The organism is Trichococcus ilyis (assembly GCF_900109135.1).
In the GTDB taxonomy this organism is placed as follows: Bacteria; Bacillota; Bacilli; order Lactobacillales; family Aerococcaceae; genus Trichococcus; species Trichococcus ilyis.
In genome coordinates, this window is record NZ_FNYT01000017.1 from 38,401 (window position 1) to 54,686 (window position 16,286).

Here is a 16,286-nt window from a genome sequence, read left to right on the forward strand (position 1 = left end):
CACCTCATTCAAAATTGTAACATGAAACAGAAAGGAAGGATATCGTGAAAAGTAAACGAATACATTTGATCGTATTGGATTCTGTTGGAATCGGGGAGGCTCCGGATGCGGCAGTTTTCCATGATAGCGGAGCCCACACTATAGGTCACATTGCCGAGAATATGGCATTGCGGCTGCCCAATCTCGAAAGATTGGGGCTAGGCAATATCGCTGATATAAAAGGGATAGAAAAGGTGAGCCATAGCAAAGCGTATTGGACAAAGTTGGCTGAAAAGAGCGCAGGAAAAGACACGATGACAGGCCATTGGGAAATTGCCGGCCTGCAGATCGATACGCCATTCAGGGTATTCCCGGATGGTTTCCCCGAGGAGCTGTTGAAAAAAATAGCATCCTACTCAGGCAGAAAAATCATTGGCAATAAGCCTGCTTCGGGGACAGCCATCCTGGATGAGCTGGGACCGGAACAAATGGAGACGGGAGCTTTGATTGTGTATACATCCGCTGACCCTGTCCTTCAAATCGCAGCGCATGAGGGCATCATTCCATTGGAGGAGCTGTATGATATCTGCGAATATACGCGCCAGACCACAAAAGATGATCCTTATATGATCGGCCGGATCATCGCACGGCCTTACATCGGAGAACCCGGTTCCTTCCAAAGAACGGCGAACCGGCATGATTATGCGCTGAATCCATTCGGAAAGACCGTGTTGGATCAGCTGAAAGACAATGGGAAAGACGTCATCGCCGTCGGGAAAATCAACGACATCTTCAATGGCCAAGGCATCACCAAAGCCATCCGGACAAAGAGCAATATGGAGGGTGTGGATCAGTTGCTGAAGGTGATGGCTCAACCGTTCGAAGGACTCTCATTTACAAACTTGGTTGACTTCGATGCACTGTACGGGCATCGCCGGGATGTTGAAGGATATGGAGAAGCTTTGATGGCATTTGATGCACGATTGCCAGAAATAATTGATCAAATGGCCGAAGATGATCTGCTGATCATTACAGCAGACCATGGAAACGATCCGACAGCACCAGGAACGGATCACACGCGCGAATATGTACCGTTGCTAGTTTACTCGAAGCAATTGGTTGAAGCAGGCGAATTGACGACAGCCCAGCATTTTGCGGATATTTCCGCAACCATTGCGGATAACTTTGGTGTACCGCAAGCCGAACACGGGAAAAGTTTCTTAACGGAACTAAAATAAAAAAATCATAGGAGTGATTCAGATGAAAAAATTTACAGTTAGAACGATTGGTCTTTCTTTGTTGGCAACGACCCTATTAGCGGCCTGCGGAAACGGCGGCTCAAGTGATAGCAGCGAAAGCGGCACAACTGCCGGAAAAGAGTTTAAAGTCGGAATGGTAACGGATCTGGGAAGTGTGAACGACAAGTCCTTCAACCAAAGCGCTTGGGAAGGGCTGCAAAAATTACAAGCAGACTTCGGCTACGATGTGAAGTATCTCGAACCACAATCCGATGCGGAAGTGGAACCAAGCTTACTGCAATTTGTCAACAGCGGAACGGACTTGACATGGGCAACTGCAGCAACATTAGCTGATGCCGTTACAAACATAGCCAAGAACAACCCCGATGCCAAATTGGGAATTGTCGATGCCGATATTGAAGGGATCGACAATATTGTATCGATCTCATTCAAGGAGAATGAAGGGGCGTTCCTGGCTGGTATTGTTGCAGCGAGCATGTCCGAAACGGATAAAATCGGATTTATCGGTGGAATGGAAATTCCTGTTATCCAACGCTTCCAAGCCGGTTTTGAAGCCGGAGTCCGCGAAATCAACCCGGATGCAGAAATCGTTGTTAACTATGCGGGCGTCTTCAACCGTGTGGATATCGGGAAATCCGCTGCCTCCACTATGTACAATGATGGTGTGGATGTCATCTTCCATGCTGCAGGCGGCACTGGAAACGGGATTTTCAATGAAGCGCAAGAACGCTTCAAAGCAGGGGAGAAAGTTTGGGTCATTGGCGTCGATAAAGATCAGTCCTTGGAATTCGGGAATGATGTTACGTTGACATCCATGATCAAGAATGTCGACACTGCCGTCTATGAAGTATCCAAACAAGCAGCCGAAGGGGAATTCCCGGGTGGGCAAGTCGTGCGTTTAGGTTTGGCTGAAAATGGCGTTGGTTTGGCTGACACTTCTGATATCAATGTTCCAAAAGAAGTGTTGGATGTAGTGGAAAGCTATAAGGAAAAAATCATTTCAGGAGAAATCACAGTACCTGAACAGCCGTAAGGAGAATACTATGATGAATCAGGCGAAGATCGAAAAAGTATTGGAATTGAAGCATATCACAAAGAAATTTGGTGATTTTGTCGCTAATGATGATATTTCGTTGACAGTAGGACGTGGAGAAATCCACGCCTTGCTCGGCGAAAATGGAGCTGGGAAATCCACCTTGATGAATGTGGTGTTCGGAATGTATCAACCAGACGGCGGCGTCATATCCGTTTATGAAAATGAGACGAAAATCGAAAACCCGAATCATGCTATCCATTTGGGCATCGGAATGGTTCATCAACATTTTAAGCTGATCGAAAACTTTACAGTAACCGAAAATATCATTTTAGGAATGGAACCAAAGGATGGCATCCGCATCAATATGAAGGCAGCGGTGAAGGAAGTCAGCGATATATCAACAAAGTATGGATTGAAGGTCGATCCGACCAGCAAAATAGAAGACTTGCCCGTTGGCATGCAACAAAAAGTTGAAATCTTAAAGTGTCTCTATCGGGGCGCCAATCTGTTGATTTTTGATGAACCAACGGCGGTTTTGACCCCGGATGAAATTGGGGAACTGCTCCAGATCATGAAAAAATTAGTGGCGGAAGGCAAGTCGATCATTCTGATCACCCACAAGTTGAAGGAAATCATGCAAGTAGCCGACAAATGCACCGTCATCCGCAAAGGGAAATTCATCGCCAACGTGGATGTGGCGGAAACGAACGAAGAAGAGCTTGCGGAGCTGATGGTAGGAAAGAACCTTTCCCGTGAAATCAAGAAGGCAACCTATAATCCGCAAGCAAATGTGCTGGAGATCAAGAAGCTTACCTCGTTCAGCGCTAGCAAAAAGCGTATTCTGGATGACATTAATCTTACTGTTGCGGCCGGCGAAATTTTGGGGATCGCCGGGGTGGACGGGAATGGACAAAGCGAGTTAGTGGAAGCAATCGTCAAGATGCATGCGTTCGAAGAAGGGGACATCCTTATCAACGACGTTTCCGTCAAGGAGAAAACAACGCGTGAAATCTATGAGTCCGGCGTGAGTTATGTGCCGGCCGATCGGCATAAACATGGCCTTGTTTTGGATAATGACATAGCCGAGAACCTGATTTTGATCGAATATTACAAGGAAAAGCATAACCAAGGAATCAAATTGGATAAAGTACGGATGTACGAAGAAGCCCGTGAAGCGATGAAAAACTATGATATCCGTGCAGCAAATGAATATACGGTTGTGCGGGGCATGTCCGGCGGTAATCAACAAAAAGTCATCCTATCGAGGGAAATCAGCCGTGACCCGAAACTTCTTATCATCGTGCAGCCGACAAGAGGTCTGGATATCGGCGCCATCGATTTCATTCATCGCCAAATCATGCGTTTGCGTGATAACGGAGTCGCTATTTTATTGGTTTCTTTTGAACTGGAGGAAATTTTGACTTTGTCAGACCGGATAGCAATCATATTCGACGGTAAAATCGTCGGTGAAACAAAACCGGATATTACAAACGACAGAGAGCTAGGCATGCTGATGGCTGGTAAAGGATCGAGTGAGGGATGATACCATGGAAAAAGTGAAAAAAAAGACTAGAAGCAGTAATGTACTGGTTCCGATCATCGCTGTACTGATTGCACTCGTCATCGGAGCAATTGTGATGGTTATCGGTGGGTACAATCCGTTGATTGCCTATCAGTCGTTGGTTACAAAAGTATTCGGATCGGTTTATGATATTGGGGAAACAATTCGTGCCATTATTCCGCTAATTTTGAGTGGACTTGCTGTTGCGGTGGCCAATAAAGCGGGTATATTCAACATCGGGGTGGATGGCCAGATTATTATGGGCGCCGTCAGTTCCCTTTTGGTAGGTACGCTCATCGAGATGCCGCCGATCCTACACGGTATTGTGGCCATCTTTGTCGGTGTCGTTGCGGGTGGGTTATGGGGCGTTTTGGTTGCGGGATTCAAGACTAAATTTGGGATCAATGAGGTCATCAGCTCAATCATGCTGAACTATATCGCCTTGTATCTCAGCCATATTTTGATCAAGAATTTTGCGGCACAGGAAGGGACGCAACGTTCTGCCATGATAAAAGAATCAGCTGGCATCACGTTCCCCTCCTTGAATGAAGTATTCAATGGCGCACGGATCCATTGGGGATTCTTCCTGGTACCGTTCATCATCTTTGCTTTTTACTACTTTTTTGAGAAGACCCGCTGGGGATACGAAACCAAAGTCGTGGGCTTGAATCCGAATGCAGCTTCCTATGCCGGCATACAGGTGAACCGTATCATGACCCGCACAATGTTCCTTTCAGGGGCTTTAGGTGGCTTGATCGGTACTTTGGATACGCTGGGCGTTTATGGGTATGTCGCAATCAGTTCATCCACAAGCGGTATAGGTTTCGATGGGGTAGCCATTGCATTGTTAGGTGGGAACTCAGCATTGGGGACGACCTTATCCGGCATCTTGATTGGGGCCTTAAATTACGGTTCGCAAGGGATGCAGTTCGGCGCGGGAGTGCCAAGTGAAATCATCGGTATTGTGATATCGCTCATTATTTTCTTTGTGGCAGCACCTGGGATCGTCAAAGCATTATTACCAAAGAAACAATCGCGTAAAGAGGAGGCGAACTAGATGGTAGCCAATATTATAAGCGGCAGCTTGATTTTTGCTGCAGCATTGCTGTTCGGTGCACTAGGTGGGATGCTCAGCGAGAGGGCAGGCGTCATCAACTTAGGCGTGGAAGGGTTCATGATTTCAGGAGCTTTCTTCTCCGCTATCGGCGCCAACTTCGCCGAATCGATGGGAATGGGCGGATTCAGCCCTTGGATCGGGTTACTGTCAGCCTTCGTGTTCACTTCCTTGTTCTCAGCTTTGCATGCGCTGGCGACGCTGAAATACAAGGCTGATCATGTCATCAGTGGGGTGGTAATCAATTTGTTGGCCGCCAACTTCACCTTTTTCTTGGTGAAATTGCTGTTTGACGGTGCGGCAGATACACCACGGTTACGGAATATGTTCGCAAAAGTTAACATACCGGTATTATCCGACATCCCGTTCATCGGGGATGCCCTTTTCCGTTCTTATCCTACAACCTATTTGGCTTTCATCTTGGTTTTTGCCATCGGATTTTACTTCTTCCACACGTCTGCAGGTTTACGGCTGAGAGGGGTCGGTGAAAATCCTGGTTCCATCGATACTGCAGGGATTAACGTCATGAAAATTAAATTCTGGGCTGTGATGCTCAGTGGTTCGATTTCTTCCTTGGGAGGAGCGACGATAGTGTTGACGACAAATGGAAACTTTTCGTTCAACACTATCGCGGGTCAAGGTTTCATCGCGATTGCAGCAGTCATTTTGGGACGCTGGAACCCATACGGCGTCATGATGGGAGCATTACTTTTTGGCTTTGCACAAGCGATCAAAGACCAAATCCAAATCTTGGACTTTGCAAGTGCCATCCCGACTGAATTCTTCTATATGCTGCCGTACATCGTGACGTTATTGGCGCTTATCTTCACAGGAAGAAAAACGCGTGGACCGAAAGCATTGGGTGTCCATTATGACGCGAGCGTGAGATGATGGGGTTATTGCAAGAACTATTCCGCGTGAAAGAGAAAGGCAGTTCGCTACGGACCGAAATGTTGGCGAGCGCGACTTCCTTCTTCTCCATCGTGTATATTGTGGCCGTCAATGCGCTGATTTTGTCGCAGGCGGGCATGGATTACAATTCTGTCGTGATTGCGACGATACTGACGACGGCCGTTAGCAACATTCTGATGGGGCTGTATGCCAATTCGCCTTTGATACTGGCTCCTGGAATGAGCGACAATGCGTTCTTCACCTATATTTTGGTCGGCGCCTTTGCCTTTACTTGGCAAGAAAGCTTGTCGATTATCTTTATCGTCGGGTTGTTCTTCTTTCTGTTGACGCACTTCAATGTGGTCGATCTGCTCCTTCGCTCCATCCCGGTGACTTTGATCAAAGGGATGAGTGCGGGAGTAGGATTCTTCTTGATTTTCCTTGGCTTGAAGAATGGCGGAATCATCGTATCCTCCGAGGGTACAATCGTGGCGCTGAATAATATTTTCCAACCGGTGCCATTGACGTTGCTGGCGACACTGCTGGTCGGATTGATCCTGTTCGTCCGAAACGTAAAAGGCAATTTTTTGTTGACGATCATTTTCGGCGTCCTCATTTCCATCGCTTTGGGCGTAACCGACATCAGCTCATTTTCCTATTCCTTTATCGATTTCGGTTCCTTGGAGCCGTTCATTTTCCAACTTAATTTTTCGGGTGTGCTGTCGATGGACTATTGGGTCGCTGTATTTTCGCTCCTGATTTTGGTCGTTTTCCAAAATTTAGGGACACAGGTCAGTTTTTTGACATCCGAACAACTCAAAGTATTGAAACGAACGCTGAAATCGAATGCCTTATCCGTCATGGCTGCCGGTTTGCTGGGCTGCAGTTCCACCTGCACGAGTGCGGAAGGCGCAACCGGGATCGCTGTTGGAGGGAGGAGCGGTTTGACGTCCTTTATGGTGGGCGTGTATTTTCTGTTCACCATCGCATTGATCCCCTTCATTGCCCTCATTCCGCTGGCGGTCATTTCGGCTTTGCTGATCATTGTGGGATCCTTGTTGGCGGCCAATAATCTGAAAGGCATCAATTTTGATGACTTCACGGAATATTTCCCGGCCATCCTGATGGTGCTGATGATGGTATTGACGTTCAATATCGCGGACGGCATCGGCTGGGGCTTTATACTGTACACGTTCATCAAAGTATTCTCCGGCGATCGGCAGGCTGTTTCGAAAATGATGTACGGCTTGACCGGAATATTCGTGCTGTATTTCCTGCTGAAGTTCATGTAGGTTAATTTCAGCATCCGAAAATGCGGAGCTAATTCTTTGATATATCAACAATTCTTGAATACTACCTATCCAAAATGAATGTTTGGATGAGATAAGCATAACCAAAAGGCAAAAAGTCCGTCTCTTCGAGATAGACTTTTTGCCTTTTGGGCGCTACGCAGGATTCCCGGGAAATATTGACTTATTCGGGACTGTCTTTTCAGCGCACAACGAAATCCCCGAATGCAAGAACGTTATTCAGGAATTTGACTCCAACGCACGCGATTACTTTTTCGTTCGAGATGTTTTCTTGCGATGCATCCTTCGTGCCAGTTCTGCATTCACGTCCGCCACAATCGCTTTGGCGTTGCTGTTGAGGAGGCTCAGCTCTCCATGCAGGACTTCATGGCGGCTGTCTTCATAGGGAGCATCATTTTTGGCGGCTGTACAGACCGGATAGACCATGCCCTCTGCCGGCTGAAGGATTTTCTCCAGCACGATTTTGTGGCGCCAATCATCCCCGAAATCATAAGTGTAACGGGCGTGATCTTTTTCAACCACAAAGTGATCATGCAGGTGTTCCTCTTCCTCTGTGTAGCTGGTTTGCTCGTCTTTGAAAAAGAAGTTTGCGAATGTGGGATCGCTATCGGCGGATTCGATGGTAACATTTTTTTGCCGGATGCCATTCGACTTTTGGATTATGAAATCATGCAGATGCTCATCTTGCCAATCGAACAGGATCTGGATGATTTTGTGCAGCTCCAGGAAAGTGCTGTTGCTGAGGACCTGAACTTTCCGCCAGACAGGGACGCCGACGTCTTCGAGCGTGATCTTGAATGAGTAGAGTTGTGTCGGCTTAGGTCCGGAAGTTGCTGTTTTAGTTTTTTCGGCGGATGTACCCAGTAACTGTGTCAAGCTATTCAACTTTTCTTTTAAATTGTCATAGCTTTCTCCACGCTCGGGGGACAAATCAACGATTTGGTTGAGTTGGGCCAATATTGTTGCTGCAGGAGATAATATTTTGTTCAGCGTGAGGGTATATTCATTTGGGCTATCCTGGACGGAGGTATACGCTGCGGAATCCCCGGTCTTCTTGAAATAGCTTTTAAGAACGACATCCTTTTCATATAAACAATCTGCAAAAAGACGGGTGCTCTCGGATTCATCGTTGTAATCAAAGGGATCTGCATCAGCCTGGTCGGTGAAGGATTGCTGCTGAATTGTGGTACCGGATTGCTTTTTTCCGTTTGAGCGTATAATCCGGAAGGAATGATTTCTGGGGCTAATCTCTTTAAAGGCCTCCAAAACCTGTTGATGAAGTTGCTCAAATGTGGAATTTTCCTCGATCCAGATCATGCGTGTATTCAGTCCCGTAGAAAAATTTTTTTCTATCATCATTTCGTAAAACACATAAAAGCCCCCTTGGTAAGAACCGTCTTAGTTTGAGTGATGTTGTTTGTTCCCATCATACCCAATTAAGGATGCAGGAAGCAACCCGATTTTGCAATAGGGTATTCAAAAAAATGGCGTTGGCCTGTAGAAAGGCTGTGCTATCAACATGCACCAAAGTCAATTTTGTGACATGTTCACATAGTGGATTGGGCCTTAGATGCAGGTGTATGATAGGGACATCGAAGGTTGCAACCATTTCGGAGATCTATTTATTTTTGATCGCTGTGCTTGTGATTTGTGGGATATTCTCTGAAAGAGAGGCTGATGAGGATGTACGAGGATAATATTTTTGAGAGCCATGAGGAGACGGCACGAATGGTTTTTGGAGTGGACTGGGAAGAGGTATTGGATGGATTGCGTGATGACGGAACGCCGGAGGAACGATTGAACGAATTGGCTGCTCAGGATGGACGCTTTCCGTTTCTCGAACTGCATTTTCAGGAGCTGAGGTGTCTGAATCTGATGGATGAACAGCAATACGTCAGCGGAAATGAATCTGCAGCATTCTATAAAAGCATGGCGAATACATACGGCACCAGAGTGATTGATGGAACCGAATATGCCCTCATGGACAATTTCGCGTATCATTATTTTCATGAAATGCTGACGGTTGAGGCGGTGGACCGCCAAGGCAGGCAGTTCGTCATGATCTACGGCATGCCCGATAACTGGGAGGAAATTGAGCGTCAGGTAGAGGAAAAGGTCTGGGATCCCAGTGAGGAGGATGAAGTGGCGGCAGCTGATGGAACCGAGATGTGGGAGCACCCGGATATGGTTATCAGCATGATTGATTTCCGCAATGAAATCATCAACCGGGCAGCGCTTGAGTTCCGTAAAAATGGCGTCCCGTTGGAACTGCATTTCCTCTCCAAACGGATGTTTATTGACGATATGCTTGCTTCGAGGGCGGTCACGCATCAGATGCCTGGCATAATCGCGGCCTTTGAAAAGGTCTCCGCAAACTTCAGCGACGTCGACCATTTGGCGTTTTCGTTGGACGAGAAAAGGATCCGTATCTTTTATGCCGACATGGATGAAACGATCGACCATATGCTTACGGCTTGCGGGAGGATAGCGCACGGATCGGCAAAACAGGCCGGCATTGGCGAAATTTATTATGACACCTTCCTGGATCGGATCGAACGCGCTCTTTTCGAAGGGATTTTCCTTGTCAACAAACCGACAGATGAATTGGCATTCGTGAGCGGGGTCGCGATGCAACGATTGGATGCGATTCGGGCAGGCGAACTGGAGTTGGAGGAACTGAATTTGGACGAGGTAAACCGCTTGATACTCAGTTTTCCGGAATTGCTGAATTTGGATTGGCTGTTCGTTTAAGAAAGTGAGGTTGTTAACGCTCGATCAATCCCTGTAGAGCTTTATCGTATTCAGCCATGGATTCAAACACACATGCTAAAAAGATTTTCGAATCATTCGACGGTTGCTTTGATTGTGCGGAAAGCAATTTAGTTCGTGATTTTGATGAGAGCCGAATGATTCTGGCGGATGCTCTTTTGGCTGAGAACCGATTTATCTTTTTCATACTGTTCACGCCTTTCAAAGAAGTGGATTTTAGGTATTCATAGCTTATCAGAAAACCTTAGCAATTGTATCACTATTTCCCCTCCCCATCTGAAAAACGCTTGTAAATTTGCCGTTATAATGGTACATTCTCATTATAATCTAATGTTCGTAGGAAAGAAGGTAACCCCATGAATTACGTATTTATCTCCCCGCATTTTCCCAGCAATTTCAAGAATTTCGTATTCGGTCTGAAGAAGGCGGGCGTGCATGTCTTCGGCATCGCCAGCGAGCCATATGAGTTGTTGGATGCGGACTTGCGCGAGAGCCTGACGGAATATTATCGCGTCAATGATATGGAAAACTATGACGAAATGTTGCGCGCGGTGGCTTACTTGACTTACAAGCACGGCAAGATGGACCGGATCGAATCGCACAACGAATACTGGCTGGCGCAGGATGCGCGCTTGCGCACCGATTTCAACGTGTTCGGCTTCAAAAACGAGGACATGGCCTTCGCAAAACTGAAGTCCGCCATGAAGGAAAAGTTCAGTGATGCCGGCGTCCGGGTGGCGCGCGGGCGCGTCATCGGCGACTACCACGATGCGCTAGGGTTGTGCCACGAATACGGCTTCCCGGTCTGCATCAAACCGGATTCCGGCGTCGGTGCAGCGGATACGCACAAAATCCGTTCCGAAGAGGAGCTCGGTCACTTTTTCCATGTGAAGAATCCTTACGAGTCCTACATTCTCGAGGAATTCATCGACGGGAAAATCGTCACGTACGATGGTCTGACCGATGCAAACGGGAATATCCTTTTTGATGCCACGCTGGTTTATGAAAAAGCCGTGCTGGAAATTGTGGAAAAGAATGCGGATATGTTCTACTATGTCGACCGCAATATGCCGGACGATCTGCGCGAAATCGGCACCAAGCTCGTGCAGGCTTTCAATGTCCGCGAACGCTTCTTCCATTTTGAGTTTTTCCGTCTACCCGACGGCAGCCTCGTTGCCCTGGAAGCCAACCTGCGTCCGCCTGGCGGGCATACGATGGATATGTGGAACTGGGCCAATGATGTCGATCTTTACGCCGCTTATGGCGAGCTGGTCGCGACCGGCCATTTCAACGCGCAGATGCACGCGCCTTACTATTGTTGCTACGTCAGCCGCAAAGGCGTCCATCCGTACCGCTTCACGCATGAGCAAGTGATGGCCCGTTACGGCGGCAATGTCGTCCTGTTTGAGGAGATGCCCGGCATTTTTGCGGCCATCATGGGCGATTTCGGTTACGTCATCCGTGCGGCAGAATATCAAGAACTGATGGACATCATCCATATGATTTCCGTGACCGAATAGACTGGGGGAAAAAAGATGCACGTAGAATATTCATCACAATGGAGCGGTCATTTGAACCGTGAGATGCGTTTCAATCGCTATGGACATGCCGGGAAACCGATCATCGTCTTCCCATCATCGGGAGGCAGCCACAACGAATACGCCGACTTCGGCATGATCGAAGCCTGCCAGTGGTTCATCGACCAAGGCTTGGTGCAGTTCTATACACCGGACAGCGTGGACAACGAATCCTGGCTGTGCGAATGGAAAAGTCCTTACGACCGCGCCAACATGCACGAACGTTATGACCGTTATATCATCGATGAACTCATTCCGCACATCAAGTATCAGACCGGTTATCAAGGACCGTTGCTTACGACCGGCTGCAGCATGGGCGGCTACCACAGCCTGAACTTCTACTTGCGCCATCCGGATGCTTTCGATACCGTCATCGCCTTGAGCGGTTTGTATGATGTGCGTTATTTCTTTGGGGATTACCACGACCGCAACGTCTACGAGAATTCGCCGATCGATTACTTGTGGAATCTGAACGATGGCTGGTTCCTCGACAAATACCGTTCCGGCAATATCATCGTCGCCACCGGCCAAGGCAACTGGGAAGAAGTCAGCATCAAAGACACCCGCAAAATCGAAGAAGCGCTGCGCTTCAAGAACATCCCTGCCTGGATCGATTTCTGGGGCTCCGACGTCCACCACGACTGGGAATGGTGGCGCGTCCAGATGCCGTACTTCCTGGGCAAACTGAATGAGCAAGGTAAATTGAATTGAGAAGAAACTATCGTCCTTCCGGCATTTTGCTGGGAGGGCTTTTTTGTGCGTGGGGATGGATAACTCGCCGTTATCCATGTTTTTCGTCCGGCTATAGCCCAAAACCATGAATAAATGAATTTTATCCATGTTTTCCATATGCCGGACGCGCAAAACCATGAATACTTTTCGGTTATTCGTCTTTTTTGTCTCCGAACTGCCAAAAACCATGGATAACTCGCTGTAATCCATGGTTTTCACCATCAACAACAAACACGCTGTTCGCTTGTGCCTGTCAATCCTGTTCGGAATCGTGTGCTTTTCAGGCTGTGGCTGCGGTGGTAGACTTTGTCTATCAAATCAAAGCCATACAGAAAAAAGCAAAGAAGAGGAAAGTACTTGTTGGTTGGTCCTTCAGAGAGCTCTTGGTCGGTGGGAAAGAGCGGACGGCAGCACAGGAAAAATGGCCTCGGAGTTGATGCGCTGACAGGGAATCCTGCAGGCGCATCCGGACGCCCCCGTTAGACAGGCAACGGTATCGAGCGCGGTAAAAGGCTCCGTACCGGTTGAGGCGGCCAGCGCAAGCTTTCCGCGAAAAAAGGTGGAACCACGATGTCACTGTCGTCCTTTCTGGAAGCACTCCAGGAAGGGCGGCTTTTTATTTTGCACTTGGCTAGCTTCAGGGCTAAGCGAACCCATTCAGCTTTTCTAAATTCGAGGAGGAATACATATGACAGACAACAACAGAAAACAATTGATTTTTGACGCTTTCGACAACAAGGAAACGGAGCGTGTGCCGGTCGGATTTTGGTTTCACTTTGTTTTCGGTGATGCTCAATTCCGTGGTTTGGAGGACAGAGCGATTTTGGATCGAGTGATCGACGGACACAAGGAATTCTACGACGCCTTCAATCCGGATTTCGTGAAGATCATGAGCGACGGCTTTTTCGGACATCCGAGCCTGTTGGCAAAAACGATCGAGCAGGCGGATGACCTTTACAACGTGAAAGCGGTGGGACCGGATCATCCGTGGATCACGGAGCAGGTCAAGACGGTGAAACGGATCAAGGAATCCTTCAACGGCGAGATCGCAACTTTCTACAATATCTTTTCGCCGGCGAACTATATCCGCATCGCCTTCGAAGCGTGGGACAAGGATCCGGAAAAATTCCCCCGTTTCTTTGAAACCGAGCCGGAAGCTCTCGCGTTTGCGGCGAACGAAATTGCCAAGGATATCGCAGTCTTGACCCAAAAAGTCATTGAAGAAGCGGGCGCGGACGGCATCTACCTGAGCGTGCAGAATGTCCAAAGCAGCGCGGCGACCAAAGAAGCCTACCATAACTATATTGCGCCGAGCGAGTTGGCGGTGTTGGCGACGGCGAACCAAGCCAGCGACTACAACATTCTGCATATCTGCGGCTACGAGCATCACCAGAACGATCTGTCGTACTACCAGAACTATGAAGCGAAGGCCTACAACTGGGCGGTCCACACCGAAAAGATCAGCCTGAAGGAAGGCAAGGATTTCTTCGGCAACAAAGCGGTGATCGGCGGCTTCGACAACAACGCCGGCACGCTGTTGGACTCGGGGGACAAGGCGGACATCGCCCAATTCACAGCCGATCTGATCCAGGAAACGGGTGACAGAGGCGTCATCATCGGGGCTGACTGCACAGTCGATCCGCGGATCGGACTGGATCGCTTGGAATTGGTAAGGCAAACAGCTGTGGGTATCACCGGCACGAACCACAAACAAACGACGTCGCTGCAAAAATAAAACGGGGCGGCAGGAGCGGTGTTCGCCAAAGCCGGTCAACCCTGATAGCAAATCGGTATTATTTTTAAAACATTCACCATGTTAGAATCAAGCACATAACTCAAACAGCCGTCTTCCGAAAGTGGAGGGCAAAGAAAGAAGGAAAGGAGGGGTCCCATGGTCGGGATTGTCATCATCGGTTGCGGGGATGTTTCGAAACAGCGGCACGCCCCTCTAAGCCACAAAAGCGAAAAAGTCGAGCTGATCGGCTTCTATAACCGCACCATTGCCAAATCGGAAGCTTTCCAAAAGAAGTACGGCGGCAAAGTCTATCGGACCCTGGAGGAAATCTGGGAAGATGGGACGGTCGACGCCGTCATCGTCGCTACGAACGAACAAATGCACAGCCCCATCACCATCGCCGCGCTGGAAGCCGGCAAGCATGTATTGTGCGAAAAACCGATGGCGGACTCGGTGGAGGAGGCGGAACGAATGCGGCAGGCAGCCGAGCGGACGGGCAAAAAGCTGATGGTCATCCATAACCAAAGGCTGTATCCCGCGCACCAGCTGCTGAAAGAGCTGCTGACGGAAGGGGCGCTCGGAAAGGTCCATGCTTACCGCACAACCTTGGCCAACCCAGGCCAGGAAAATGACGGTTGGGGAACGGCATTCCCTGATTTCTACGACCGGATCGGCCATACGAACGGGGCTCTGGCGCAGGTGGGCGTCCACCGCATCGATTTGTTGAACTACTTGTTCAGCGAGGACCCCGTCGTTTCCGTGCTGGCTCAGACTGCGACGCAAGGCAAGCGGTTGGCTGACGGCAGCCCGGTCCCTTATGAGGATTATGCCGTGTTGCAGTTGCAGCATCGCTCGGGCATGCAAGGGACGCTGTTGACCCACTGGTTCGATTATTCGAACGAAAAACAGACCGTCGTATACGGCGAAAGCGCCACTGCCGTTACTTATGCGGACGGGCATCCGATCGCACTCTACCGCAAGAACGGGGAGAAGGCCTACTTGGATGATCCATCGCAGGACGGCTTATATGCAGAACCATTGACGCCGATCATTGATAAATTCGTCGAAAGCATCGAACAGGACACGGTTCCCTTCGTTACGGCGGAACAGGGGGTAACGGCATTACGCATTCTCGCTGCAGCCTACCGATCGCAAGCAACGCAGACATGGACACCCATCGAACAGGAGGACGCACGATATGACAGAAACATTTAATGGAAGAAAACGAATAGAAGCAGCACTCAAGAAGCAGCCTTTGGACAGACCGGCAATTTCCGGTTGGCGCCATATGCCATTGGTCGACCGTGATTTCGAAGCGTTCGCCGACGCGACGATCGCCTTCACGGATGAGAACGATTGGGATCTGATCAAGCTGATGTCGCAAGGGCAATTCTTTGCGGAAGCCTATGGGACACCGATCGAATTTTCGACGGATGCGAAGGAATGGGCAGGCAAAATTCTGGAGTATCCGATCCGGAACGCAGCTGATCTGACGCGCTTGGAGCCTTTGCAAGCCGACAATCCTGTGATCCGGCGCGAAGCCGCTTTTGCCAAAAAGATCGTGGAGCACTACAACGGCGAAAAAGTCGTCGTCGGCACCGTGTTCTCGCCGTTGTCTTGGGTGAAGCAATTTGCGCCCGGTAACGATTCGATCGCGCACATCGTCGACGGACCGGAGGAAAGCCCAATCGCAGCTTTTCTGGAGAACCACCGGGAGGAACTGAAAGCAGCGCTTGATGTGCTGCATGCCTCGAATAAAGTGTTCGTGGACGAATTGATCGCTGCCGGTGTGGACGGCTTCTTCATCGCTGAGCAGTACAGCCAACGCGGCGATATTTCCGAAGCGGACTACGCTGCTTTCGCCAAACCATATACGGATGAGCTCTTGGCTTACATCAACGACCGCACCTGGTTCAACATCCTGCATGCGCATGGGCATGTCGATCTGGCCGTGGAACGCTTCATCGATTACGATGTCCAGGCCATCAACTGGGAAGACGGCAGCGACCACGCGGAGGACCCGACCCGGTTGAGCTTCCGCAAGCTGCGCGCCTTGACGGATAAACTGCTGATCGGCGGGATCTCGCCGAAATCCGATCTGACATTCTCGGATAATGCCCAGGCAGTCGAGGACTTGTTGGTGGATCGTTTGGCCGACGTCGTTGCCGAAACCGGCGACACGGGCATCGTATTTGCGCCGGGCTGCGCGATTTCCTTGGAAGCCAATCCGGATTTTTACCAACGCATCAACGCAGCCGCCCAAAAAGTGCAGGCGACAATCCTAAAAACAGCAAGCCATTAACGAACCGAAACATACAGAACC

At 49.2% G+C, this 16,286-nt stretch carries 13 protein-coding genes and 1 other annotated feature; of the genes, 12 read left to right on the top strand and 1 reads right to left on the bottom strand.

Going from position 1 to position 16,286, the window contains the following annotated elements; all coding sequences use genetic code 11:
- Window positions 1-44: 44 nt before the first annotated feature.
- The 6 genes from deoB to BMX58_RS09105 are packed head-to-tail and all read left to right on the top strand — an operon-like array spanning window position 45 to window position 7,132.
- A complete protein-coding gene (deoB, locus tag BMX58_RS09080; protein ID WP_068623567.1) occupies window positions 45-1,217 on the top strand; it encodes a phosphopentomutase in 1,173 nt (390 codons plus the stop codon).
- 22 nt (window positions 1,218-1,239) lie between these two features.
- Complete coding sequence (locus tag BMX58_RS09085; protein WP_068623569.1) at window positions 1,240-2,271, top strand: BMP family lipoprotein; 1,032 nt, start codon at window positions 1,240-1,242, stop codon at window positions 2,269-2,271.
- Window positions 2,272-2,284: 13 nt separating this feature from the next.
- A complete protein-coding gene (locus tag BMX58_RS09090; RefSeq protein WP_068623571.1) occupies window positions 2,285-3,817 on the top strand; it encodes an ABC transporter ATP-binding protein in 1,533 nt (510 codons plus the stop codon).
- A gap of 4 nt (window positions 3,818-3,821) precedes the next feature.
- The gene (locus BMX58_RS09095; RefSeq protein WP_068623573.1) at window positions 3,822-4,892 is read left to right on the top strand and encodes an ABC transporter permease; all 1,071 of its coding nucleotides are present in this window, start codon (window positions 3,822-3,824) and stop codon (window positions 4,890-4,892) included.
- A complete protein-coding gene (locus BMX58_RS09100) occupies window positions 4,893-5,840 on the top strand; it encodes an ABC transporter permease (protein ID WP_068623575.1) in 948 nt (315 codons plus the stop codon).
- Window positions 5,840-7,132, top strand: a complete 1,293-nt coding sequence (locus BMX58_RS09105) for an NCS2 family permease (protein ID WP_162268634.1) — start codon at window positions 5,840-5,842, stop codon at window positions 7,130-7,132. Before BMX58_RS09100 ends, BMX58_RS09105 begins: the two co-directional genes overlap by 1 nt.
- A 264-nt stretch (window positions 7,133-7,396) precedes the next feature.
- On the opposite strand, the gene BMX58_RS14685 is transcribed toward BMX58_RS09105, so the two are convergent.
- Window positions 7,397-8,026, bottom strand: coding sequence for a plasmid pRiA4b ORF-3 family protein (locus BMX58_RS14685; RefSeq protein ID WP_162268635.1), 630 nt, complete (start codon window positions 8,024-8,026; stop codon window positions 7,397-7,399).
- Between the two features lie 852 nt (window positions 8,027-8,878).
- Here BMX58_RS14685 and BMX58_RS09115 point away from each other — a divergent pair.
- The 6 genes from BMX58_RS09115 to BMX58_RS09140 all read left to right on the top strand — a co-directional run bounded on the left by BMX58_RS09115 (window position 8,879) and on the right by BMX58_RS09140 (window position 16,265).
- Window positions 8,879-9,901, top strand: a complete 1,023-nt coding sequence (locus tag BMX58_RS09115; protein ID WP_068623581.1) for a hypothetical protein — start codon at window positions 8,879-8,881, stop codon at window positions 9,899-9,901.
- Window positions 9,902-10,275: 374 nt separating this feature from the next.
- Window positions 10,276-11,439 carry an ATP-grasp domain-containing protein gene (locus tag BMX58_RS09120; RefSeq protein ID WP_068623583.1) on the top strand — a complete coding sequence of 388 codons (1,164 nt, stop codon included), beginning with the start codon at window positions 10,276-10,278 and terminating at the stop codon, window positions 11,437-11,439.
- Window positions 11,440-11,454: 15 nt separating this feature from the next.
- Window positions 11,455-12,207, top strand: a complete 753-nt coding sequence (locus BMX58_RS09125; RefSeq protein ID WP_068623585.1) for an esterase family protein — start codon at window positions 11,455-11,457, stop codon at window positions 12,205-12,207.
- Between the two features lie 353 nt (window positions 12,208-12,560).
- Window positions 12,561-12,818 (top strand) — a binding site (T-box leader).
- A 98-nt stretch (window positions 12,819-12,916) separates the two neighbouring features.
- Window positions 12,917-13,963, top strand: a complete 1,047-nt coding sequence (locus BMX58_RS09130) for a uroporphyrinogen decarboxylase family protein (RefSeq protein ID WP_068623586.1) — start codon at window positions 12,917-12,919, stop codon at window positions 13,961-13,963.
- A gap of 156 nt (window positions 13,964-14,119) precedes the next feature.
- Window positions 14,120-15,178 (top strand): Gfo/Idh/MocA family protein, encoded by a 1,059-nt coding sequence (locus BMX58_RS09135; RefSeq protein ID WP_068623588.1) that lies wholly within the window; start codon window positions 14,120-14,122, stop codon window positions 15,176-15,178.
- Window positions 15,162-16,265, top strand: coding sequence for a uroporphyrinogen decarboxylase family protein (locus BMX58_RS09140; protein ID WP_068623589.1), 1,104 nt, complete (start codon window positions 15,162-15,164; stop codon window positions 16,263-16,265). Before BMX58_RS09135 ends, BMX58_RS09140 begins: the two co-directional genes overlap by 17 nt.
- Window positions 16,266-16,286 lie beyond the last annotated feature (21 nt).

What these genes read in the sequence shown, in the direction of transcription:
- BMX58_RS09085 (WP_068623569.1), top strand. Translation starts at nt 1,240, where the DNA reads ATGAAAAAATTTACAGTTAGAACGATTGGTCTTTCTTTGTTGGCAACG.
- BMX58_RS09090 (WP_068623571.1), top strand. Translation starts at nt 2,285, where the DNA reads ATGAATCAGGCGAAGATCGAAAAAGTATTGGAATTGAAGCATATCACA.
- BMX58_RS09095 (WP_068623573.1), top strand. Translation starts at nt 3,822, where the DNA reads ATGGAAAAAGTGAAAAAAAAGACTAGAAGCAGTAATGTACTGGTTCCG.
- BMX58_RS09100 (WP_068623575.1), top strand. Translation starts at nt 4,893, where the DNA reads ATGGTAGCCAATATTATAAGCGGCAGCTTGATTTTTGCTGCAGCATTG.
- BMX58_RS09105 (WP_162268634.1), top strand. Translation starts at nt 5,840, where the DNA reads ATGGGGTTATTGCAAGAACTATTCCGCGTGAAAGAGAAAGGCAGTTCG.
- BMX58_RS09115 (WP_068623581.1), top strand. Translation starts at nt 8,879, where the DNA reads ATGGTTTTTGGAGTGGACTGGGAAGAGGTATTGGATGGATTGCGTGAT.
- BMX58_RS09120 (WP_068623583.1), top strand. Translation starts at nt 10,276, where the DNA reads ATGAATTACGTATTTATCTCCCCGCATTTTCCCAGCAATTTCAAGAAT.
- BMX58_RS09125 (WP_068623585.1), top strand. Translation starts at nt 11,455, where the DNA reads ATGCACGTAGAATATTCATCACAATGGAGCGGTCATTTGAACCGTGAG.
- BMX58_RS09130 (WP_068623586.1), top strand. Translation starts at nt 12,917, where the DNA reads ATGACAGACAACAACAGAAAACAATTGATTTTTGACGCTTTCGACAAC.
- BMX58_RS09135 (WP_068623588.1), top strand. Translation starts at nt 14,120, where the DNA reads ATGGTCGGGATTGTCATCATCGGTTGCGGGGATGTTTCGAAACAGCGG.
- BMX58_RS09140 (WP_068623589.1), top strand. Translation starts at nt 15,162, where the DNA reads ATGACAGAAACATTTAATGGAAGAAAACGAATAGAAGCAGCACTCAAG.